A 19,699-nucleotide genomic window follows, 5' to 3' on the forward strand; every position below is an offset into this window, starting at 1 on the left:
CCTCCTTCATATAAATTGACATTTTGTTATTTTTACCCACTATCTGGAAATTATACAAAAAAACAGCCCTTATTCGGGCTGTTTTACTTGCTGTTCTTCCATTACATTGAGATATCCTGCTAAATCAGGCAGGTCTTTCAATGTTTTTAAACCAAAACATTTTAAAAATTCGGTTGTTGTTCCATAGAGAATAGGACGGCCAATTGCATCTTTACGTCCTATCTCTTTTATGAGCTGCCGTTCTGTCAAAGTATTAACCACTCTGTCAACTTTTACACCGCGAATACTTTCCATTTCCTGTCGTGTTATCGGTTGCTTGAAGGCAATAATTGCCAAAGTCTCCAGAGCGGCTGCCGACAAGCGATTATCCTGAATTTCAGCTAGCTTTTCCACTGTTTCAGCTAACTGAGGCTTAGTACATAACTGATAGCCGCCCGCAACCGTCACAATCGTTAACCCCCGGTCATCGGTCGTCATCGCTTGCTGCATTTCAGCGATCATGGATTCCACATGTCCCTCAGGCACCTCTAATATTTGAGCCAGTTTGCTCGCTGGTACCGGATCACCACTCGCAAAAAGCAATGCCTCCAGGGGTCCCTTTAAATGTTGAAAAAACACATTTTATCACTCTCGCAACATAAGGTAAATAGGCGCAAATGGGGCTTCTTGTTTAATTACCACACGGCTTAAGCGGATTAATTCAAGCAAAGCCAGAAAAGCAGCAATCACTTCATTCTTAGTGCCAGTCCGTATGATAGTGTGGCCAAACTCCGTACGACCGCCCTTTTGCCTGAGGACATGAATAATGTCATACATTTTATCTTGTATGCTGATTTCTTCTCTGGCCACCAGCGCAAAATCATCGCCGGAACTTTCCCATACAGCAGTAAAGGCTCGCAGCAAGTCATCCAACTGTAATCCTTCCGGTAACGAAAAGGCTACCGGAAATTGCTGCGGCAAACGCGTAAATATTTGATCCCGCTGGCGTGCCAGATCTTCAAATAAGGAAGCAGCTTGCTTAAACTTACGGTATTCCAGCAGTTTATCTACTAATTCCTGCCGTGGGTCCTCCTCTTCCTCTGCCAATTCAAGAGGCTTGGGTGGTTTGGGCAGCAGCATACGGGATTTAATTTGCAGCAAAGTTGCTGCCATCACCAAAAAAGAGCTGGCAATTTCGACATTAAATTCTTCCAGTTGCTTTAAGTAACATAAATACTGTTCTGTAATAACTGCAATGGGAATATCATAAATATCGACTTGATGCTTTTCAATAAGATGCATGAGTAGGTCCAGCGGCCCCTCAAAAACTTCAAGTTTAACTTTATAGTCCGGCATACCTGTTACAGATGCATCGCCTCACGAACCTCGGCCATCGTGGCTGCTGCCACTGCCTGGGCCCGCTCAGCACCATAAACAAGAATTTCTTTTACACGACCGGGATTTGTTTCCAGTGTCTGACGGCGGGCATGATTATCAGCAAGAGCTGTAACCATATGCTCTGCCAGACGTTTCTTACAGTCTACGCAGCCAATTGCCGCACTTCGGCACTGAGCCCCAATTTCCTCTACTTCGCCAGGATTAAAAATCTTGTGAAAAGCAAAGACTGTACAAACATCCGGGTTCCCTAAGTCTGTCTTTTTTACCCTTTGCGGATCGGTAACCATCAAGCGCACACGGGCTCTCAATTCATCCGGGCTCGCTGCAAAGGGTATTTCATTGCCGTAAGATTTACTCATCTTGCGACCATCAATTCCCGGCAGGAGTTTCGCCTGACTTAATCTCGCCTGAGGCTCTGGAAAGATTTCAGTATACATATTATTAAAGCGCCGCACCATTTCACGGGCCAGCTCCAAATGTGGCAGTTGATCTTCCCCGACCGGTACGGTATCTGCCTTGTAGAGAAGAATGTCGGAGGTCATTAATACGGGATAGCCTAGAAATCCATAAGTATTCAGCTGACCGAGCTGCTGAAGCTTGTCCTTATAAGTGGGAACCCGCTCTAACCAACCCAAAGGTGTTATCATCGATAATAATAAGTGTAGTTCGGCATGCTCCTTTACATGAGATTGCACAAAAATAACATTTTTTTCCGGATCCAGTCCACCACTCAACCAGTCAAGTGCCATGTTTTGAATATTTTCAGGCAGTTTTTTGGTATCTTCATAGGATGAAGTCAATGCATGCAAGTCCACGATAGAAAAATAACACTCATATTCATGCTGCAAGCGCACCCAGTTTTCCAAGGCTCCAAAATAATTGCCTAAATGGAATTTACCTGAGGGCTGCATGCCGCTAAAAATGCGACCTTTTGTCATACTAATCTACTCCTTTTTAGAAAATCAGTCCAATAATAGCATTGATAAAATTTGATAAAGCGTATTCCAGAGGCCTGGTAACAATACCGATAACTCCAAGATATACCAGAGCCAGCAATATCCACGGACCATACGGCTCCAATCGCTCAAAAGCATACGACTGTCTTCCAGGCAGCAGGCTGGAAACCACTTTAGAACCATCTAATGGCGGCAGCGGCAATAAATTAAATACAGCAAAAACAATGTTATAGCTGTAGGTAAGCCACAAGATTTTGACCCATTCACCCTTAAATAAATCAAAAATAGACAGCAAGACAATAACGATAGCCGTCACTAATGCGAATAAAATATTAGAGACTGGCCCTGCAAGCGAAACAAGAATCGTCCCTCTTTTACCATCACGAAAATTACCGGGGTTGATTGGTACCGGCTTAGCCCAGCCAAATTTAAACAGCCACATCATGATTAATCCCATAGGATCAAGATGTGCTATCGGATTTAACGTTAGTCTGCCCAGAACGCGTGGCGTTGGATCACCTAAAGCAACTGCTGTTCGGGCATGAGCATATTCATGAATTGTCAGTGTAATCAAGAGCGCAGGAATACGAAATATCATATCTGGATCAAAACCTATCACGTATGTCTGTTCCTCCAAGCACATATTTTACCATAATCTTAATTATAATGGATTACACAGGTAAAAGCAAAAGCAAATCTCCTCTCAAGAATAAATACCGGAGAGCTGGCAAAAGCTAAGTTGAAAGGAGGCGATTTTTTGCTGCATCGCAAATTCCTGCCAGCAGTCACTATGGTCCTTGTTACAATCCTGATTAGTGGTTGTGGTGCATTCACCCCTGCACCTAAACCAGAAGTAGGTCCCACAGGTAAACCGGTTGAGTCCAAACCAAACCCTCCAGTAATGGAGCGATTCTTGTCACCACCTACACAATTGTATGATCTGGAAGCCACTGCAGGTGTGATCTTTGAAGGCTTTACCAGCGAAAAGTGGGATCAGGCCCAAAAAGGACTAACAACGCTTCATACAACCTGGCAGCAAGCCAAGCCGCTATTAGGTGAAAAAAAAGGGGTAAAAGAAGCAGATGAAGCAATTGCTAAGCTGACCGAAGCGATTGCTGCCAAAGAACTCACAAATTCCTATGAGAGTCTCGGCAAGTTTATGGGAAGTATTAGCGATATAGGAAAATCGTTTAAGCTCTCCCCTATCGCCGATATTGTAGCAGTAGGTAATGCAGCTCGCAATGTAAGTTTTTATTCTGATGACAAAAACTGGGGTAAAGCAGCTTCAAAAGTAAAAGAATTGCAAGGTACCTGGCAGCAGGTAAAGCCCAGCATGGAGCAAGTCGGCATTTTAGGTGAACTAACTAAAACTCATGCGGATATAAAGCAATTAACAGATGCTGTAAACGCAGAAAACAAAGCATCTGTTATAGAAAACCTGGCCAAGTTAAATGAAAGCATGGGGCAAATACGCCAGTTTTACTATGGCAGATAAAATGGCAACGGGCTCCTGCACCATCTGTGGATGCGGGAGCCCGTTGCTATTTTAGTCATCTTCTTCATTTTTGCTTCCTTGATCCTTCTTATTATGATTGATCTCCAAACGATCATTATCTTTCGGCCTCAAGGCTGCAGGACGAAGCAATTTACTAGGGATAGGTAAACGAAATAAGACACCCCTCATCGCTTTCAGATTTAGCGGAATAGCAGGCCATAAATACGATACGCCAAACGATTTCGTCATGCCAAAGATCAGCATAATTGCCGCTAATCCCCCTATCAAGCCCGGAAGTTTAAACAGCATGACCAAAGCAATCAATACGATACGAAAAAAGCGCATCGCTAAAGCCAATTCGACACTTGGCGTAGCAAAAGTTCCTACTACTGATACGGCGGTATAAAATATTGTTTCATTACCGAAAAGCCCCACCTTAGTGGCAAAATCACCTAGCATAAATGCCCCAATAAAGCCAAGTGCAGTTGATTGCGCGGCAGGAACATGAACCGTTGCCATACGTACCATTTCAACCCCGATTTCCGCCAGCAGGAATTGTAAGCCCAAAGGAATGATCCCGGTATCCTGCGGCCCGAGAAAGGCCAATGTCTCCGGCAATAATTGCCGCTGCAAAACCAGAGCAAGCCAAACAGGTGGCAAAAGCAAGGAAAACAGTACCGCTCCCAGACGGACCAAGCGTAAAAAGGTTCCGGTTATTACATTTTGCCGATATTCTTCAACATGCTGTACATGATGCCAAAATGTGGTTGGCAAAATCATAATATCCGGTGACGTATCAACAACCAGACATACATGTCCTTCCAATAGATGCACGGCAGCCACATCCGGCCGCTCTGTATAACGCACTTTAGGCAGCGGATTCCACTTGTTTCCGCCTACTATGAATTCCTCAATCGCTTTTTCTGCCATCGGAACGCCGTCAATATCAATATTATTCAGCCGTCTTTTCACAGTTTCGACTAGTTTTGGATTGGTAATATCTTTGATATAACATACTGCAATGTCGGTTTGCGACCGGATACCAACTTTGGTAATCTCACAGCGCAAATTAGGGTCGCGCAGCCGCCGCCGAATGAGCGCCGTATTAAAAACAATTGTTTCAACAAAAGAGTCCCGCGATCCACGGGTAACTTTTTCAATATTGGATTCTGACGGTGACCGCGATGGATAGGCTCGCGCATCAATCACCAATACCTGCTCAGCACCATCTACAAAGAATAACAGTTCCCCTGACAGCAGACTGGTCACTGCATCATTCATATTCTCAATCTGCTTTGTCTGAGTATGAATTGCTCTTGTATAAAATAATTTCTGCAATGTATTCATAGACAGTTCTGCCGCATCTGTAGCTACCATTTCCTTGAAGAGATCGGCAATTAGCAAATCATTGGTCATACCATTAATAGTAAATGATGCGGCACGCTTATGTCCAATGCGGAACTCCCGAAACATAACATCATAAGTCTCCCCGATCCCCAGGAGATCTTTTAAATAGTTAATATTCCGGTCAATATCTTTTTCAATCTTACGTCCTTCTGCCATAATGCACGCCACTCCGTTTTAAAACCTCTTCGATTGCTTTACGCGTTACCGGAGCTCCTTTATCAATACTATCAGCTTCTTTCATTTTTCCGATATCGCCGACTCCAATAATAAACGGTATTTCTACATCATTTAATACATCTACCGTATCTCCGTTTATCACCATTTCATCTTTATTTTTGTGTGATCCGATACGGCCATTTTTATCGACCGACGAGGTAACCAGCTTGCCATCACCACAAACACATGCATCTACCTTTACTCCTTGAATGCCTGTGGTATTAGATGCTACTGCCACAGCACCAAGAACTTGTACATCAGGGTGATTAGCAACATACTCCATGGCAGTCTCCCCCTGGGCCTTTCCTGGTTTTCCTCTGTCGTCAAACATGACTAATACAGGATCATAGGGTACACTTTTTAACAAGTGGACAATTTCTTCTCCCGAAATGGGTGTTGGATTTCCACCTGAAGCGGAGATACACCGCAAGCCTAATTCGCTGGCAATGCTTTCAACAGCATGCTGAGCACACCTGTCACCATCAGTAATTAAAACTACTTTAACTGGCTGTTGCATATCTTCACCTCATCATTTATTGGTATTGCCTTCATCAAGTAAATTACTGATTTTATTAGCAATTTTTTCACTATCGCTAATAACCTGCTTTAATTTTGTCAAACTGTTTTCCAGTTCATTTGCTAATTCGTACTGCGCTTGAGCTAATACCTGTGCGGCAGTTTGTACTGCTACAGCACCTTGCTGGTTTCCTGACTGTGATTGCTGCGATTGACTTTGCTGCTTATCTTGTTCCGGCATGGCTTTGGATTGGGAGCTATTTTGCAGCAATTGACTAAATAAGTCTTGTAATTGCTGTGATTCTATCGAAGTTGCTTGCTGTGATTGTTGCATGCCCGACTGATCCGATTGATCGGACTGCCCACCGCCCTGTTTTGTGGAAGTGCTTCTAGTTTGAGCAGTGGCAGTTTGATTACTATTTTTTTGATTCGTATTTTGCCCCTGATTCTGACCACTCTGCCGTTGTTTAAGCTGCTCGGTTATTTCCTGTAATAATGCAACAATTTTCTGATCATCCTGCCCGCCTGCTTCATTATTCTGGGAGCCTGCCTGCTCAAATCTTCCTTGAATTCGCCTGGCCATTGTACGTTCCTCCTTATTAAAAAAAGTGCCATATATTTACCAGAAAAGAAAGTATTGCGAGCCTGAGATTGATTACAGCAAAACTACTCTTAACTACCGCACAGGGATTAAAAAGGTTTACTGTCCGTTCCCTTTCAATTCCACCGATAGTTGCGCTTACCATATAGTTTACCAGTGGTCCGCTTAATACAATTAAGGCGTTTTTTAATACAGAATTCAAATTACTTACATCTGCTGTTCCAAACGCCCCCGCAGCAACAATTGTCTCAATATTGCCGTGTAAAAAGAGCGCCATTATGATTCTTCCCATATCATGAATAACGGCAGCGCCGAGTACAAAATGGGGATATCGCAATCCTACCAAACATATGGTCATAGCTAAACCGATTATATCAATTGCGAGCATGTGACACCCTATCCTTTAGGATTAAATAGCACTGCCATTGTGAAGCCAAAAACAACTGCAGCCATTACACCTACTGCCGTTGCTTTCAAAGCCCCGCTGAAGACCCCCAAAAATCCAACCTTATCAATTTCTTCGATTGTTCCTGAAACCAAAGCATGTCCAAAGCCGGGCAGCGGCACTACAGCGCCTGCTCCCGCCATGTCAACAAGCGGCTGGTAAAGGCCTAGACCGCTTAATACACCACCTAATACAACAAACAAAACTAATACATGTGCAGGAGTTAACGGAGTTAAATCCATTAATAATTGACCAACAACACATATTAATCCACCAATTAAAAATGCCATTACATACATTTGCATGTTGACACCGCCTTCATTGTTCAATTGATACTGCATGGGCAATACAGGGAATTGATTCTTTTTGCTGATACGAGGTAGGACTGTGCAAGCTACCTGTTCCAATTAGCAAAATCTTCTTTAAGTCGCCCTGCCTGAGCAGAGAATAAAGATAACTGGCAAATACAATTCCCGAGCTGGCACAGCCGCTAGCCCCTGAATGTGTATCTTGATCTTCCCGGTATATCATACAGCCGCAATCTTCATAATTAGCAGATACGTCTATACCCTTTTCTTGCATCATCGTAACGACCAGCTGTTTACCTACTTTTCCTAAATCACCTGTATAAATCATGTCGTAATAGTCAGGTGTCCGTCCGGTATCATTCAAATGCTTCCATAAGGTATCAACTGCCGCCGGTGCCATTGCCGGTCCCATAAGATTAGGGTCTTTAATGCCTAAATCTACAACACGTCCTATTGTAGCAGTCGTAACCCGTGGACCTTCTCCTTGAGCAGTTACTACCGCCGAACCGGAACCGGTCACTGTCCACTGCGCACCAGGAGGCCGTTGTACTCCCATTTCTGTTGGAAAACGGTATTGCCGCTCAGCCGCATCATGATGACTGGATACCGCTACTGCCACCTTCTCTGCGAAGCCACCGTCAATAAGCGTAGAACCCAGCAAGAGACTTTCTGCTAATGTCGAACAGGCTCCGTATAATCCGAGAAATGGGCGCCCCAATGACCGCATGGCAAAATGAGTTGCCATTAATTGATTTAATAAATCACCTGCTAGTATATAATCAACATTTTCCAACGTGCTATTGTCTTTTTCAACAGCCTTCCGAATGGCCCATTCGATCATATATGACTCGCACTTTTCCCAGCTTGCGTAGTTATGAATGTTATCCTCCATAACACAATCAAAAAAACCGTTGAGCAGACCGTTCCCTTCCATTGGTCCAACAATCGCAGCTGTGCTCGTAATGACAGGAGGTTGTTCAAACCGTATGCTTTGTGATCCTAATTTTTTCTTCATCATATACTCCTCAGTGCAATAACCAGTGTAGAAGTCCAATAATAAAGGCAGTCAACATCCCATAGACTAAAACAGGTCCGGCAATAACAAACATTTTTGCACCAATACCAAAAACGAACCCTTCCCGCTTAAATTCCATGGCCGGTGCAACTATCGAATTCGCAAATCCTGTAATGGGAACAATAGAACCTGCTCCTGCCCGCTTTCCCAATTCGTCATAAATACCCAAGCCGGTAAAAAAGGCTGACAAAAAAATAAGCACTGCTCCTGTTGCGCCGGCAGCATCTTTTTTAGCCAAGCCTAGCTCAATAAAATAATTCATAATAAATTGACCTAATGTACATATTAAACCGCCAACAACAAAGGCCCACAGAATATTCTTCACTATAGGCGGCTTCGGTGTAGCCTGATCTACTTTCTTCTGGAACTGTTTTTCCTGGTTTTCTTGTTTTTGATTGTCTGCCACTATTCCACCTCCCTCTTTATTTTTACCAATGCCTTAACAAAACATTCATTTCCATAATAAAGTAAAAGAGTGCCACAGGTGGCACTCTTTAAATAAATCTTAATTGTTAACGCTAAAGGCAACCTTTAAGTCTGCTTTGTATTCGGAAATACGACCATTATCGATATTGGCTGTAAAATTAGTCACCTCAACACCGAGAATATCATCCAGTGTTTTGGAAGCTTCCATTACAGCATTATCCACTGCGTCTGTCCAGTTGTGACGAGAAGTTCCTACTAGTTCAATAACTTTCACAACACCCATTATTATGCCTCCTTTTGTTTCGTGATTCGAACTCAGTCCTATTTTGCTCAATTACGCCACCGGTTATGCTACTTTAATCAGCTGCCAGACAATTAAATTATCGCTCCTGGGCAGCAATAAGACTTGCTTGGCACGAATGGGTGAACGTTTAGGGCTATCGCCTAAATACAGCCATGCTGCCGTACTGCCCACCAATGCGAGAATGGTTATAAACAAGAGCAAAATACATTTTTTTACTGCCATACTTTTCACCTCACTAGTACTTTGTCAGTTCTAAAACGGTAGGATAATGGCGAGGCTGTTTTTTGCAAACCAAGGCGGAGGATGGAGGCATACCGGACGTATGCTGACTGACGACAACGAAGGGTTGCCCAAAACAGACCGTCAGTATTCACTGGATTAGATCTGGCAAGGTACTATTATTATGCCCTGTTACTAAAAGAATAAGACCCCTTTACGGGGTCTCCATTAACTGACGAATAAGCTTTAAAGCCTGTTTTTCAATCCGGGATACCTGGACCTGAGAAACATTGATAATAGCTGCTATTTCAGCTTGTGTCTTATCTTCAAAGAATCTCAACTGAATCACCAATTGTTCTTTAACCGGCAATCTGCTCATGACTTCCTTTAACGCTAAGTTATCAAAAAAAGTATTATTAGGATCATCTGAACATTTAATTTGATCAAGTAAATGTATCGGGTCACCGTCATCGTGATAGGCCTGTTCATATAGAGAAGCCGTTGGCTGCATCGCCTCAAGTGCAGATACGATTTCCTGTGGAGCTAGGGCTAATTCTTTAGAAACCTCCATAATGGTCGGTTCACGGCCTAATACGCCCTGCAATTTCTCCTGCATGCGATGAACCTTATAGGCAAGCTCCTTCAGCGGACGACTAACCTTAACCGGATTGTCATCTCTCATAAACCGCTTGATTTCCCCCATAATCATCGGAACCGCATAAGTGGAAAATTTAACACAAAAGGTGTAATCAAACCGTTCTATTGCTTTTATCAGGCCAATACACCCTATTTGAAACAGATCATCCCACTCATATCCTCGGTTAGTAAACCGGTGAACAATACTACGTACTAAATTAATGTTATGCTCTACAATCTCTTCTTTCGCTTCTTTGTCACCTTGTTGCGCTCTTTTGATAAGTTCCCGTAGTTCTTCGTCACCTAGCATGACATCCCCACCTAATGCGAACTGTTGGATACAAAGTTTTTTACCAAGCGCACCTTGGTTCCTTGACCGACAGCCGATTCAATCTCTAATTGATCCATGAAAGATTCCATAAATACAAAGCCCAGCCCCATACGCTCTGGATCACTCGAGTAGGCTGGTTGGCGAGCCTGCTCAATGTCTGCAATACCATGTCCATAATCAACAATAATAAACTCTAGCTTGTCCTCGTATAAGTTCATCGTCACATCAACTTGTCCGCTGGTCTCTGCATATCCATGTATAACAGCATTGGAAACCGCTTCCGATATGGCGACTTTGATATCCTCAATCTCACTTAGGGTTAAATCCAGCTGTGCCGCAAAAGAAGCCGCTGTAACACGAGCGATTCCGACATTTTCCCCAAGACTGGGAAAAGACATTTTCAAGTGATTTTTCATTCCCATATTGTCCTCCTAAAAGCGGCTTAACGCTTCAGTTTCGGTATCGCAAAGGCCGATGATTCGAAACAGGCCGGATAATTCCAAGATGCGAACTACTTGCGGCTGCACATGAGCTGCCATCATTTGCCCGCCTGCTATGCTAATACGTTTATAGCGGCCTAAAATAACGCCTAAGCCGGAACTATCAATAAACGAAACATTCTCCAGATTTAAAAGAATATTCCTAACGCCGCTCGCATCGAGTGCATCATCGACTTGACGGCGGAATTCATCCGCGCCATGCATATCAAATTCACCTTCAATACGAACTAGCAAAACACCTTGCTTCATATCTGTAACTAACTTCAAACTCATCCCTCCTAAACTAACATAATGTGCATATTCTGTATAAGGAAAATTTTTCCTGCTAATTTCGGCAGAAAAATAGCGAGAGAATTAAAAATCCTCTCGCTCCTTCTACTTTTAACGCGATATTGAGAATAAATTCGATATCATCGATTGAAAGATTTGAAAAAAGCCTGCTTTAGGAATGCTTTTTTCTGCTATAAGATCAACTTTTCCTAATTCTTTACCGTCTCTTGTTACAATCAACTCACCATATTTTTCGCCTTCAGTAACAGGCGCATTTACAGTCGAATCGCTAATTACTTTCTTTTGAATATCTTTATTTTGACCTTTACCAATCAGTAATACTAAATCTTCAGCTGCAACAAGCTGAATTTCTTTTTCAGCACCTTTGTTGATTTTTAGCCGTTCAACAACGGCATTTTTATCAACGATTGGCAGGGCCGCATAATTTGCATAGCCCCAGTCAAGCAGCTTCATACTTTCCCGCAAATGAGAACGAGGCTCAGGAGTTGCAAAAACAACGGAAATTAAGCGAAGGCCATCTCGTTTTGCCGTGCCTACGAAGCAATATTTTGCCTCTTCAGTCCAGCCTGTTTTTAACCCATCTGCCCCTTTATACCACCATAACAATTTGTTTGTATTGACAAGCCAGTTCTTCCCATCGCGCAGCCAATACTCTTTAATTGCACATAACTCCATATACAACGGATGTCTGACGGCTTCTTTGGCAATCAACGCCACGTCATAAGCACTCATAAAATGATTTGCCGCTGGCAATCCATTCACGTTTGCGTAATGGGTATTCTTTAAATTAAGAGTCTCCGCTTTTTTATTCATGGCATCAACAGCAGCCTGCTCACTACCATAAATATGTTCCATAAGAGCGACTGCGGCATCATTGGCACTTACTACCGCAATAGCTGTCAACATTTCCCTGACAGTCATTTTTTCCCCTGGCTCCAGCCAAATCTGAGATCCGCCTTGACGCCAGGAATTCTCACTGGTATACACATCATCTGTTAGTTTAATCCGGCCTTGCTCAACTGCTTCCACTGCTAATAGCAGTGTCATAATTTTAGTTACACTAGCAGGTGGCAATGGTTTGTGTGGATCCTTTTCATAGAGAACAGTACCATTACCATCCATTAGTACTGCTGATTGGGCGGTCGTATCCAATTGTGCCGGTGCTTTCGGTCCCGCAGCCAACACAAATGAATTTCCGGTAATGGAAATAAGCAATGCTAAAAGCACGATACAACTAATGCGGCGCAGCTGGCTCATTTATTAAACACCCCTTTCGAACATTTATTAAATAGTTTTTCCGCCGCAAATTGACCTTACACTGGTAATTACATCAAATAAAAAAAACAGCCTTTTTCTGGCTGTTTTTTATTTAAACGTATTAGCTTGATATCCATTCCGATCAACAATCCCCAAAACTAATGCCGGCGGCTGTACTGCTTCATCACCTATCGTGATTGCCATTTCAATTACATGTTGAGTTCTGTCTAACTTTTCCATGCTATTACTATATAGAGAGGCAATCGGCTGAGACTTATCCACATAATCACCAATCCGGCAATGGAGCATAATTCCTGCCGCCAAATCAATGGTATCGCCCTTTTTTTCCCGGCCTGCACCAAGAAGCATGGCATTATACCCAATTTGATCTGCATAGATATTTTGAACATAGCCCGCGCGGGAGCTCGTAATAACTCGATTACACTTTGCTTGAGGCAATCGCGATGGCTGTTGCACAATTTGTGCATCCCCGCCTTGTGCCGTAATGAAATCCGTAAATTTCAGCAGAGCTTGACCATTTTGCAATAACTCATTCAATACAGCTTTTCCTGTTGGCACATCAGTGACTTTTCCACCTAATACCAGCATATATGACCCTAAAACCAAACATGCATCCCGCAATGACGCCGGTCCATTACCACTAAGTACATCAATAGCTTCCTGAATCTCCAGGCTATTACCAACGGCTTGCCCCAGCGGTTGATCCATGTTAGTTAATACCGCCATCGTTTCTCTGCCGACCAATTCTCCAATTTTGACCATTGCTTCAGCAAGTAAAATTGCCTGATTTAAGTCTTTCATAAAGGCGCCACGGCCCACTTTAACATCAAGTACAATTTTATCTGCACCGGCAGCAATTTTCTTACTCATGATCGATGATGCAATCAGCGGTATACTCTCAATGGTAGCAGTAACATCCCGCAATGCATATAGTTTTCCGTCAGCAGGTGCAATATCACCGGATTGTCCTGTTATTGCTATATTATGCTGCCGTAAGCAGGTAATAAACTGCTTTTGCGTCAAAGTAGCACAAAAACCTGGTATTGATTCCAATTTATCAATTGTTCCGCCAGTGAAACCCAGCCCTCGACCCGACATTTTTGCTACCGGCACACCTGCAGCTGCCACCAGCGGTGCCAGCACTAAAGTTGTCGTATCTGCTACACCGCCAGTACTATGCTTATCCACTTTAATGCCGCTAACACCAGTCAAATCGACCGTATTTCCAGATTGCACCATTGCCAGCGTTAATGCAGCAGTTTCCTCACTATTCATGCCTCGCAAAAAAATAGCCATTAACCAGGCTGAAATTTGGTAATCAGGAATTTCTTCCTGTTGATACGCGCGTATTAGATAGTTAATTTCCTGATCCGTTAATGTATAGCCATCTCGCTTTTTCGTGATTATATCTAACGCTCGCATTCCATCACCTCACCAGCTTGTGCAAAAAGCTGCGACCATAATCAAGCTTAGCAATAGAGAAATTATCAGCAATTGTTTGTCCTACATCAGCAAAAGTTTCACGGATTCCCAATTCGCCGCCTGGGCAGTTATGATAATAAACCAGCAATGGTACATATTCACGGGTGTGATCACTTCCGGCAAACGTAGGGTCACAACCATGATCGGCCGTAATGATCAGAAGATCCCTAACCTGCAAAGAGTCGATTAGCAAAGCAAGCTGCCCATCCAGCCTTTCCAGTGCACGTCCATAGCCTACAACATCATTACGATGACCATACGTACTGTCAAATTCAACTAAATTTGCCATAATCAGGCCTGAACCGGTATTTGATCGCACCAAATCCAAGAGGATACTCATTCCATCATCATTTGATTTACTCGAAAATGAACGGGTAATACCGCGATGAGCATAAATATCCGATATTTTACCAATACCAATAACGGCAAAGCCATCTTTTTTTAGCGTATCAAGCACAGTGTCACCATTTGGCTCCAAACTATAATCATGGCGATTGGCCGTACGGGTAAAATTACCGGGAACACCAATGAACGGCCGAGCAATAATCCTGCCTACAGCATGTTCACCGACACACACCTGCTCGCGGGCGATCCGGCACATTTCATATAAATCTTGCAGAGGAATAATATCCTCGTGTGCAGCTATCTGAAAAACACTGTCTGCCGATGTATATACAATCGGATAACCGGTTGCCATATGTTCAGCACCAAGCTCAGCAATAATTTCAGTGCCTGATGCAACTTTATTCCCTAGTACCGGACGGTTAATCAGGCGAACAAACTTGCTTATCACTTCTTCGGGAAATGCATTTGGATAGACTGGAAATGGTGTAAAAATTGGCTGCCCCGCCAACTCCCAGTGCCCGCTGGTAGTATCTTTAGCATGAGATTTTTCTGCCATTTTACCGTAGAATCCGGTTTGTGTTACAGGCTTTAATCCCTCTATCGGGGCCACTGCGCCAAGTCCTAATTTGTTCATTACAGGCAAAAAAAGCCCGCCTAATGAGCGAGCAATATTTCCTAAGGTATTTGCGCCGGCATCGCCATATTGATCAGCATCCGGCAAAGCACCAATACCTACACTATCCATAACAAGGACAATTACTCTTTGAAACATCGTAAGCCGCCGCTCCTTGTCTATAGTTGTATTTAATTTCATTATGCGCGTGGATGAGCTTTATCATACACTTCTTTTAAGCGATTTTTTGTGACATGCGTGTAAATCTGCGTGGTCGATATGTCGGCATGGCCTAGCATTTCTTGTACAGAGCGAAGATCCGCTCCATTTTCCAATAAATGCGTAGCAAAAGAATGACGCAGAGTATGGGGCGTAATTTCTCTAAGAATATTTGCTTCCTGGGCATATTTTTTGATAATTTTCCAAAAGCCCTGGCGAGTTAGCCGATTCCCATGATGATTGACAAATAATGCCGATTCTTCATATGTACGAACAAGCTTAGAACGTCCTTTATTAATGTATTCCTGAACACATTTAGCAGCGATGGAACCTAATGGAACAATGCGTTCCTTAGCTCCCTTACCAAAGCATTTTATGTAGCCCATGTCCAGATTTACATCAGAAATATTTAACGATATTAATTCCGACACACGTATCCCGGTGGCATAGAGTAATTCCAGCATAGCTTTATCACGCAGCCCCGCTGGGAGAAAAGCATTAGGCTGTTTGAGTAATTCTTCAACCTCAGCGATAGTGAGAATCTTAGGCAGCTTTTTCTCTAGCTTAGGTGATTCTAAATTGGCAGCCGGATCTTTCTCTAAGTACCGCTCGCGAACCAAATACTGATAAAAAGATTTTATGGCCGCTAAATTTCGTGAAATGGTTGATACAGCCCTGCCCTTAGTCTGCAGGTTGTTCAAATAGGTAAGAATGGTATTACGACTAGAGTCCTTAAGAATATCCATCTGACTATTTTGCAAGTACGATTGAAACTGGCGTAAATCCCGGCCATAAGACTCAAGCGTATTCTGCGCTAAACCGCGCTCTACTGCAAGGTAGTTAATAAATTGACTAACGTAACTTTCCATTTCTTTCTACCCACCCTTTTTTATCACCAAATTCCGGTTTACATCACAGGTGTCGTATGTGGGTCTTATTCCACATAAAATTTCAATTTCCTTTGTTTGCCTGTCGAAAAGTACTCTTTTTTTGTTAACTGCCAATTATTTTGGTGGAAATTAACAGTTGAACTCTCAGTGGCTTTTCTAATAAGTGCTGATCGGGTGACTTTTGATCCATTTTTTGCGTGTCCCAAAAAAGGTTAAATAATTTTGGCAAGATATACAGCAAAATTAGCGCCAGCAGTATGATCCGGCTTATTACCTTTGCCTTTTTAATTAACGTTCGAACTGAAACTATTGCAACCATATTCCCACTTCCTATTTGGCTTAACTTCATAACATATTTATTCACCAATTATCCTGTTTATTCCATAATACCGGGAAAAATACAAAAGACTTGGCTTTCGCCAAGTCCATCATTATCCATATCCGACTTCTATTCTTTCATTAATAGCCCTGCCAAAGCTTTCATAAAGACCGGCGAAATTACTACTTCAATAAATCCAGCGAGCAACATAAACACGAGACTGCCCCCACAGAAAAGAGTGTAACTAATGGTCTGATAAAACAAACTTGTTTTACGCGCCCGTTGTCTTACCAGCAGAAGAGAAAATGAAATAGCAGACACACCGGCGGCAAGTAAAGCAGGCATTGCAAAGAAGTTATGTGGCAAGACGGAAACTAAAGAGAAGACTAGTCCTTTCATGATATACTCGTTCACTAAAAACCCTACAGTAAACCCAATAATAAAACCCCGTGTAAAAATAATAAACAATATAAATGGTATACCGATTACCGTAAATCCGAGAACCCAGATAAGCCCTATGGTCTTGGCATTATTGAATAAAACACTGTTCAGCAGCTTGGCATCCTGTATATTTTCAGATCCTGTACTCAGCCCCTGAAAAAATACGTGCAAGTAGCTTAGCAATTCTGTTTTTTGCTCATCCGGTAATGTCTTTACAGCTAAAGAGCCTGCAACAACGCCAATAATAAAAATGAGAATCATGAAAAAATAAGCAACAATATTTGCCTTTATATAGCCAGTAATATGTTGCCGTAAATACCCGAGCATGCGTGTTCCTCCCCGCTATAGCCTGTTACCAATCTATGCCGGTTCAGATATCACTATGCCTTATTTGTCCACTTTATTTATGACCTTTCCATAAACCCCGCCGCCGCCCGACTGAATGATAGCAGTACCAGAGCGGGCAGATAGGATTCCATCCGCAATTCTATCCCCAACTGCTTGTCTGAGGTCCGCTGCATTTGCACGATGAAGCACGTTCATTTCCGTACCAAACAAATCCAAGAGCTTCCCCATGCCCTTTTTCCCTAGACCGGAAATAAACTCCAAAGGCACCTGATAATAATAAGGGGCTCGGTGAGCAGGATGAATAGGTGCAGCATAATCCGCAATATCGTTAATGCGGTCGAGTACGCCTGTAACTACCTTGTTGCTTCCGCAGTTCACACATACCCCGGCAGACACGATCTTTTCCGTTTGCTCTGTGTGACCGCATTTCTCACATAAAGTGCGATGATATTTACCCAATCTTGGATTCAAGCCGTAATTAGCAATCACTTCTCTCCCCCGTTGCCTTCGCATAGCCTGGTGAATCTCCTGGAAATTAGCCTGTTCAACTGAGAATAAAGTATACTCCCGTGCAATCTTATCCAAGGAATGGGCATCTGAGTTTGTAAGAAACGTGTAAGAAGACAATTCTCCTATTCGATCAGCTAAATCACTGTCAGCACTTAAGCCTAATTCCACAGCTGACAGCTTACGCATGTTTTTTTCCGTTAATAATGCACGAATCCGCCGCGCGCAAACGCCATACATGCTCTTATAGGGAGTAAAAATATGGGCAGGTACAATCATCGCTTCAAACGACACCGCAATATCAATCAATTGGTTAAGCGGCATATGAGCATTTTGAGCACTCAAATTTATATTTTTAATAAACTGACTCATATAGTTTGATAATCGGCGCATCGCTGCGATATCCGGTAAAAATAACAACGTATGAGCCATACCGCCCTGGGGCTCAATCGTTTCAATTTCGGTGCCCAGCAAAACGGTAAGTGATTGCTTGTATTGATAGCCGCCCCCAGGCAGTTCCTGCAGTAATCCCTCTGCAAGCAAGCTATTTAAGTCTTCAAGTACAAGCGGTGACATAGCATCTACAATTCCCACAACGTCCATACCTTTTTGCCACAATGAATGTTCGCAAATATTGCGGACAGTAAGTCGGCGGGAAGTGGGAATTTTTATCCATTTCCCGCCTTCAGTTGCACCGACATGAATATGTAGATCCGCAAAACAGTACTTCATTCTCAAACTCCTGCCAATAAAAGCCCTGTAATGGTTTTGTTATCACATATAGAGCCATCTGCTATCAACCTGCGCACCTGAGCTTTCGTAAATGTTGCAATATGCAAAAACTCATCTTCGTCCAAATGCTGCTCCGTAGGAGTCAGTGCTTCAGCCAGATAAATATGAATAATCTCATCGGAAAAGCCCGGAGTAGTGTAAACGGACGCAAGTTTATGCAGGCGCTGGCACTGATACCCGATCTCTTCTTCTAATTCACGGGCGGCACAACTTTCCGGCTTCTCTCCTTTATCCAGTTTACCAGCCGGTATTTCAAGCAGAATTTTACCGGCAGCATGACGATACTGGCTTACCATAACAATGCTCCCATCCTCTAAAACCGGCACTATTGCAACTGCTCCCGGATGTTCTACCACCTCGCGGACAGCTTCCTTACCGTTGGGTAATAAGACCGTATCGCGACGAACATTAATAATCTTGCCATTGTATAATTGCTCCGACCGTATTTGGTGTTCAAGTAACGTATTCATAAAATCCTCCTGAATATATCATCATAAGTCACATATACATCTTAATAAGGGAGGGATGTACAATGGTGATTTATGTAGATGGCGGCCTATTCTTTTCCGGTAAAGTAAAAGATCTGCAGGCTCTTTTATCTCAGCTGCAGCAAGAGCAGACTACACTTGCTCAGTTGATTAAACAAAATATGCATTAAGCCGAATAACCTCCTAGTTTCTCAATCCATCCATGGATAGTGCGTATATCTCTTCAAAACAAATACAGGTACTGGTAAATCTGCCATGGACAAGCTTTCTGGTACTACTACCGCCCGTACTGGTACTTGTAGCTGCCGCGCTGCTTCTTCCGTTATTTCGAGCCCCTTCAGCACCTGGAGCAGATTCGTCTCATCAGCCAAATTTGTATTGCTGATCAAGCCGCTTACGGTAAGCTGAGATGCTTGTTGAATGCGCCTGACTGCCTCTACAATCCCTTCTGACGTGCTGGTAAAGGGGCGGCAGGTATTAACAACAAGTAAGGCCTCATACCCTACAGCAGCCAACTGGGAGCTGATTTGCCCTAATGCAATGGAAGATTCGCCGCCGCCAACATCCATAACGACCTGCATAGATGTATCATATAGCGCAGGAAACAAATTCTGCGGCAAAACAGGTAAATCTGCATGAGCTAATCTTCCTTCGGGAGCAATAACACGGATTCCTTGGGCTTCAAGTAAAGAACGGTTTTCTCTTGTACGAAAGTAAGGCTTAATGATATCAATATCCACAATTGCAGTAGAATAACCGTTATCCTTTAAGTACAATGCGTAATTTACAGCCAGTTCTGTTTTCCCACTGCCAAATTCGCCAACAAGAATAGTAACTCTTGCATTGGATAATAATTGTTGTGTATTCTTCATCA

Annotated in this window: 26 protein-coding genes; 2 read left to right on the plus strand and 24 right to left on the minus strand. The window is 43.0% G+C overall.

Going from position 1 to position 19,699, the window contains the following annotated elements; all coding sequences use genetic code 11:
- Window positions 1–69 precede the first annotated feature (69 nt).
- From scpB to RTR76_RS05560, 4 genes are read right to left on the minus strand one after another with little or no spacing between them, the layout of a single operon-like run.
- The gene (gene scpB, locus RTR76_RS05545; RefSeq protein WP_312517613.1) at window positions 70–618 is read right to left on the minus strand and encodes an SMC-Scp complex subunit ScpB; all 549 of its coding nucleotides are present in this window, start codon (window positions 616–618) and stop codon (window positions 70–72) included.
- Between the two features lie 6 nt (window positions 619–624).
- The gene (locus tag RTR76_RS05550) at window positions 625–1,335 is read right to left on the minus strand and encodes a segregation/condensation protein A (RefSeq protein WP_312517615.1); all 711 of its coding nucleotides are present in this window, start codon (window positions 1,333–1,335) and stop codon (window positions 625–627) included.
- A gap of 5 nt (window positions 1,336–1,340) precedes the next feature.
- A complete protein-coding gene (trpS, locus tag RTR76_RS05555) occupies window positions 1,341–2,315 on the minus strand; it encodes a tryptophan--tRNA ligase (protein WP_312517617.1) in 975 nt (324 codons plus the stop codon).
- Between the two features lie 16 nt (window positions 2,316–2,331).
- Complete coding sequence (locus RTR76_RS05560; protein ID WP_312517620.1) at window positions 2,332–2,952, minus strand: site-2 protease family protein; 621 nt, start codon at window positions 2,950–2,952, stop codon at window positions 2,332–2,334.
- Window positions 2,953–3,090: 138 nt separating this feature from the next.
- Here RTR76_RS05560 and RTR76_RS05565 point away from each other — a divergent pair, with 138 nt between their 5' ends.
- A complete protein-coding gene (locus RTR76_RS05565) occupies window positions 3,091–3,828 on the plus strand; it encodes a hypothetical protein (protein WP_312517622.1) in 738 nt (245 codons plus the stop codon).
- Window positions 3,829–3,879: 51 nt separating this feature from the next.
- Here RTR76_RS05565 and RTR76_RS05570 read toward each other — a convergent pair whose 3' ends face one another.
- From RTR76_RS05570 to RTR76_RS05660, 19 genes are all read right to left on the minus strand, one after another.
- A complete protein-coding gene (locus RTR76_RS05570) occupies window positions 3,880–5,391 on the minus strand; it encodes a spore germination protein (RefSeq protein ID WP_312517625.1) in 1,512 nt (503 codons plus the stop codon).
- A complete protein-coding gene (locus RTR76_RS05575; protein ID WP_312517628.1) occupies window positions 5,375–5,968 on the minus strand; it encodes a stage V sporulation protein AE in 594 nt (197 codons plus the stop codon). Before RTR76_RS05575 ends, RTR76_RS05570 begins: the two co-directional genes overlap by 17 nt.
- Before the next feature lie 12 nt (window positions 5,969–5,980).
- A complete protein-coding gene (locus tag RTR76_RS05580; protein WP_312517631.1) occupies window positions 5,981–6,550 on the minus strand; it encodes a hypothetical protein in 570 nt (189 codons plus the stop codon).
- A 16-nt stretch (window positions 6,551–6,566) separates the two neighbouring features.
- A complete protein-coding gene (locus tag RTR76_RS05585) occupies window positions 6,567–6,956 on the minus strand; it encodes a hypothetical protein (protein ID WP_312517633.1) in 390 nt (129 codons plus the stop codon).
- Between the two features lie 8 nt (window positions 6,957–6,964).
- Window positions 6,965–7,318, minus strand: coding sequence for a stage V sporulation protein AE (spoVAE, locus tag RTR76_RS05590; RefSeq protein ID WP_312517636.1), 354 nt, complete (start codon window positions 7,316–7,318; stop codon window positions 6,965–6,967).
- Between the two features lie 13 nt (window positions 7,319–7,331).
- Complete coding sequence (gene spoVAD / locus RTR76_RS05595) at window positions 7,332–8,339, minus strand: stage V sporulation protein AD (protein ID WP_312517639.1); 1,008 nt, start codon at window positions 8,337–8,339, stop codon at window positions 7,332–7,334.
- 7 nt (window positions 8,340–8,346) lie between these two features.
- Window positions 8,347–8,802: a stage V sporulation protein AC gene (gene spoVAC / locus RTR76_RS05600; RefSeq protein WP_312517642.1), complete on the minus strand. Its 456-nt coding sequence runs from the start codon at window positions 8,800–8,802 to the stop codon at window positions 8,347–8,349.
- 99 nt (window positions 8,803–8,901) lie between these two features.
- A complete protein-coding gene (locus RTR76_RS05605; protein ID WP_132074400.1) occupies window positions 8,902–9,105 on the minus strand; it encodes a dodecin family protein in 204 nt (67 codons plus the stop codon).
- Between the two features lie 63 nt (window positions 9,106–9,168).
- Window positions 9,169–9,348 (minus strand): hypothetical protein, encoded by a 180-nt coding sequence (locus RTR76_RS05610; protein ID WP_312517645.1) that lies wholly within the window; start codon window positions 9,346–9,348, stop codon window positions 9,169–9,171.
- Between the two features lie 211 nt (window positions 9,349–9,559).
- Window positions 9,560–10,291 carry an RNA polymerase sporulation sigma factor SigF gene (gene sigF, locus RTR76_RS05615; RefSeq protein WP_312517647.1) on the minus strand — a complete coding sequence of 244 codons (732 nt, stop codon included), beginning with the start codon at window positions 10,289–10,291 and terminating at the stop codon, window positions 9,560–9,562.
- Between the two features lie 11 nt (window positions 10,292–10,302).
- The gene (gene spoIIAB, locus RTR76_RS05620) at window positions 10,303–10,734 is read right to left on the minus strand and encodes an anti-sigma F factor (protein ID WP_312517649.1); all 432 of its coding nucleotides are present in this window, start codon (window positions 10,732–10,734) and stop codon (window positions 10,303–10,305) included.
- A 9-nt stretch (window positions 10,735–10,743) separates the two neighbouring features.
- Window positions 10,744–11,079 (minus strand): anti-sigma F factor antagonist, encoded by a 336-nt coding sequence (gene spoIIAA, locus RTR76_RS05625; RefSeq protein WP_312517651.1) that lies wholly within the window; start codon window positions 11,077–11,079, stop codon window positions 10,744–10,746.
- 114 nt (window positions 11,080–11,193) lie between these two features.
- Entirely contained in the window at window positions 11,194–12,360 is a 1,167-nt protein-coding gene (locus RTR76_RS05630; RefSeq protein WP_312517654.1) for a D-alanyl-D-alanine carboxypeptidase family protein, read from the minus strand.
- A 108-nt stretch (window positions 12,361–12,468) separates the two neighbouring features.
- On the minus strand, window positions 12,469–13,803 hold the full coding sequence (locus RTR76_RS05635) for a pyrimidine-nucleoside phosphorylase (RefSeq protein ID WP_312517656.1): 1,335 nt from the start codon (window positions 13,801–13,803) through the stop codon (window positions 12,469–12,471).
- 4 nt (window positions 13,804–13,807) lie between these two features.
- Window positions 13,808–14,980, minus strand: a complete 1,173-nt coding sequence (locus RTR76_RS05640) for a phosphopentomutase (protein WP_312517659.1) — start codon at window positions 14,978–14,980, stop codon at window positions 13,808–13,810.
- Window positions 14,981–15,021: 41 nt separating this feature from the next.
- Window positions 15,022–15,909, minus strand: coding sequence for a site-specific tyrosine recombinase XerD (gene xerD / locus RTR76_RS05645; protein WP_312517662.1), 888 nt, complete (start codon window positions 15,907–15,909; stop codon window positions 15,022–15,024).
- 469 nt (window positions 15,910–16,378) lie between these two features.
- Complete coding sequence (spoIIM, locus tag RTR76_RS05650; RefSeq protein WP_312517665.1) at window positions 16,379–17,017, minus strand: stage II sporulation protein M; 639 nt, start codon at window positions 17,015–17,017, stop codon at window positions 16,379–16,381.
- A gap of 60 nt (window positions 17,018–17,077) precedes the next feature.
- The gene (locus tag RTR76_RS05655; RefSeq protein WP_312517668.1) at window positions 17,078–18,277 is read right to left on the minus strand and encodes an endonuclease Q family protein; all 1,200 of its coding nucleotides are present in this window, start codon (window positions 18,275–18,277) and stop codon (window positions 17,078–17,080) included.
- 2 nt (window positions 18,278–18,279) lie between these two features.
- Window positions 18,280–18,807 carry an NUDIX hydrolase gene (locus RTR76_RS05660; RefSeq protein ID WP_312517671.1) on the minus strand — a complete coding sequence of 176 codons (528 nt, stop codon included), beginning with the start codon at window positions 18,805–18,807 and terminating at the stop codon, window positions 18,280–18,282.
- Between the two features lie 62 nt (window positions 18,808–18,869).
- Here RTR76_RS05660 and RTR76_RS05665 point away from each other — a divergent pair, with 62 nt between their 5' ends.
- A complete protein-coding gene (locus RTR76_RS05665; protein ID WP_312517674.1) occupies window positions 18,870–18,995 on the plus strand; it encodes a hypothetical protein in 126 nt (41 codons plus the stop codon).
- Between the two features lie 21 nt (window positions 18,996–19,016).
- On the opposite strand, the gene RTR76_RS05670 is transcribed toward RTR76_RS05665, so the two are convergent.
- Window positions 19,017–19,697: a zeta toxin family protein gene (locus RTR76_RS05670; protein ID WP_312517675.1), complete on the minus strand. Its 681-nt coding sequence runs from the start codon at window positions 19,695–19,697 to the stop codon at window positions 19,017–19,019.
- Window positions 19,698–19,699: the final 2 nt, after the last annotated feature.

The sequence above is a fragment of the Anaerospora sp. genome (assembly GCF_032013335.1).
Lineage (GTDB): Bacteria > Bacillota > Negativicutes > Sporomusales > DSM-15969 > Anaerospora.

Bases quoted from the DNA above. Each gene is read 5' to 3' on its own strand.
- RTR76_RS05550 (WP_312517615.1), bottom strand. From the start codon at position 1,335: ATGCCGGACTATAAAGTTAAACTTGAAGTTTTTGAGGGGCCGCTGGAC.
- trpS (WP_312517617.1), bottom strand. From the start codon at position 2,315: ATGACAAAAGGTCGCATTTTTAGCGGCATGCAGCCCTCAGGTAAATTC.
- RTR76_RS05570 (WP_312517625.1), bottom strand. From the start codon at position 5,391: ATGGCAGAAGGACGTAAGATTGAAAAAGATATTGACCGGAATATTAAC.
- RTR76_RS05575 (WP_312517628.1), bottom strand. From the start codon at position 5,968: ATGCAACAGCCAGTTAAAGTAGTTTTAATTACTGATGGTGACAGGTGT.
- RTR76_RS05580 (WP_312517631.1), bottom strand. From the start codon at position 6,550: ATGGCCAGGCGAATTCAAGGAAGATTTGAGCAGGCAGGCTCCCAGAAT.
- RTR76_RS05585 (WP_312517633.1), bottom strand. From the start codon at position 6,956: ATGCTCGCAATTGATATAATCGGTTTAGCTATGACCATATGTTTGGTA.
- spoVAE (WP_312517636.1), bottom strand. From the start codon at position 7,318: ATGCAAATGTATGTAATGGCATTTTTAATTGGTGGATTAATATGTGTT.
- spoVAD (WP_312517639.1), bottom strand. From the start codon at position 8,339: ATGATGAAGAAAAAATTAGGATCACAAAGCATACGGTTTGAACAACCT.
- RTR76_RS05605 (WP_132074400.1), bottom strand. From the start codon at position 9,105: ATGGGTGTTGTGAAAGTTATTGAACTAGTAGGAACTTCTCGTCACAAC.
- RTR76_RS05610 (WP_312517645.1), bottom strand. From the start codon at position 9,348: ATGGCAGTAAAAAAATGTATTTTGCTCTTGTTTATAACCATTCTCGCA.
- sigF (WP_312517647.1), bottom strand. From the start codon at position 10,291: ATGCTAGGTGACGAAGAACTACGGGAACTTATCAAAAGAGCGCAACAA.
- spoIIAB (WP_312517649.1), bottom strand. From the start codon at position 10,734: ATGGGAATGAAAAATCACTTGAAAATGTCTTTTCCCAGTCTTGGGGAA.
- RTR76_RS05630 (WP_312517654.1), bottom strand. From the start codon at position 12,360: ATGAGCCAGCTGCGCCGCATTAGTTGTATCGTGCTTTTAGCATTGCTT.
- RTR76_RS05635 (WP_312517656.1), bottom strand. From the start codon at position 13,803: ATGCGAGCGTTAGATATAATCACGAAAAAGCGAGATGGCTATACATTA.
- RTR76_RS05640 (WP_312517659.1), bottom strand. From the start codon at position 14,980: ATGTTTCAAAGAGTAATTGTCCTTGTTATGGATAGTGTAGGTATTGGT.
- xerD (WP_312517662.1), bottom strand. From the start codon at position 15,909: ATGGAAAGTTACGTTAGTCAATTTATTAACTACCTTGCAGTAGAGCGC.
- spoIIM (WP_312517665.1), bottom strand. From the start codon at position 17,017: ATGCTCGGGTATTTACGGCAACATATTACTGGCTATATAAAGGCAAAT.
- RTR76_RS05655 (WP_312517668.1), bottom strand. From the start codon at position 18,277: ATGAAGTACTGTTTTGCGGATCTACATATTCATGTCGGTGCAACTGAA.
- RTR76_RS05660 (WP_312517671.1), bottom strand. From the start codon at position 18,807: ATGAATACGTTACTTGAACACCAAATACGGTCGGAGCAATTATACAAT.
- RTR76_RS05665 (WP_312517674.1), top strand. From the start codon at position 18,870: ATGGTGATTTATGTAGATGGCGGCCTATTCTTTTCCGGTAAAGTAAAA.
- RTR76_RS05670 (WP_312517675.1), bottom strand. From the start codon at position 19,697: ATGAAGAATACACAACAATTATTATCCAATGCAAGAGTTACTATTCTT.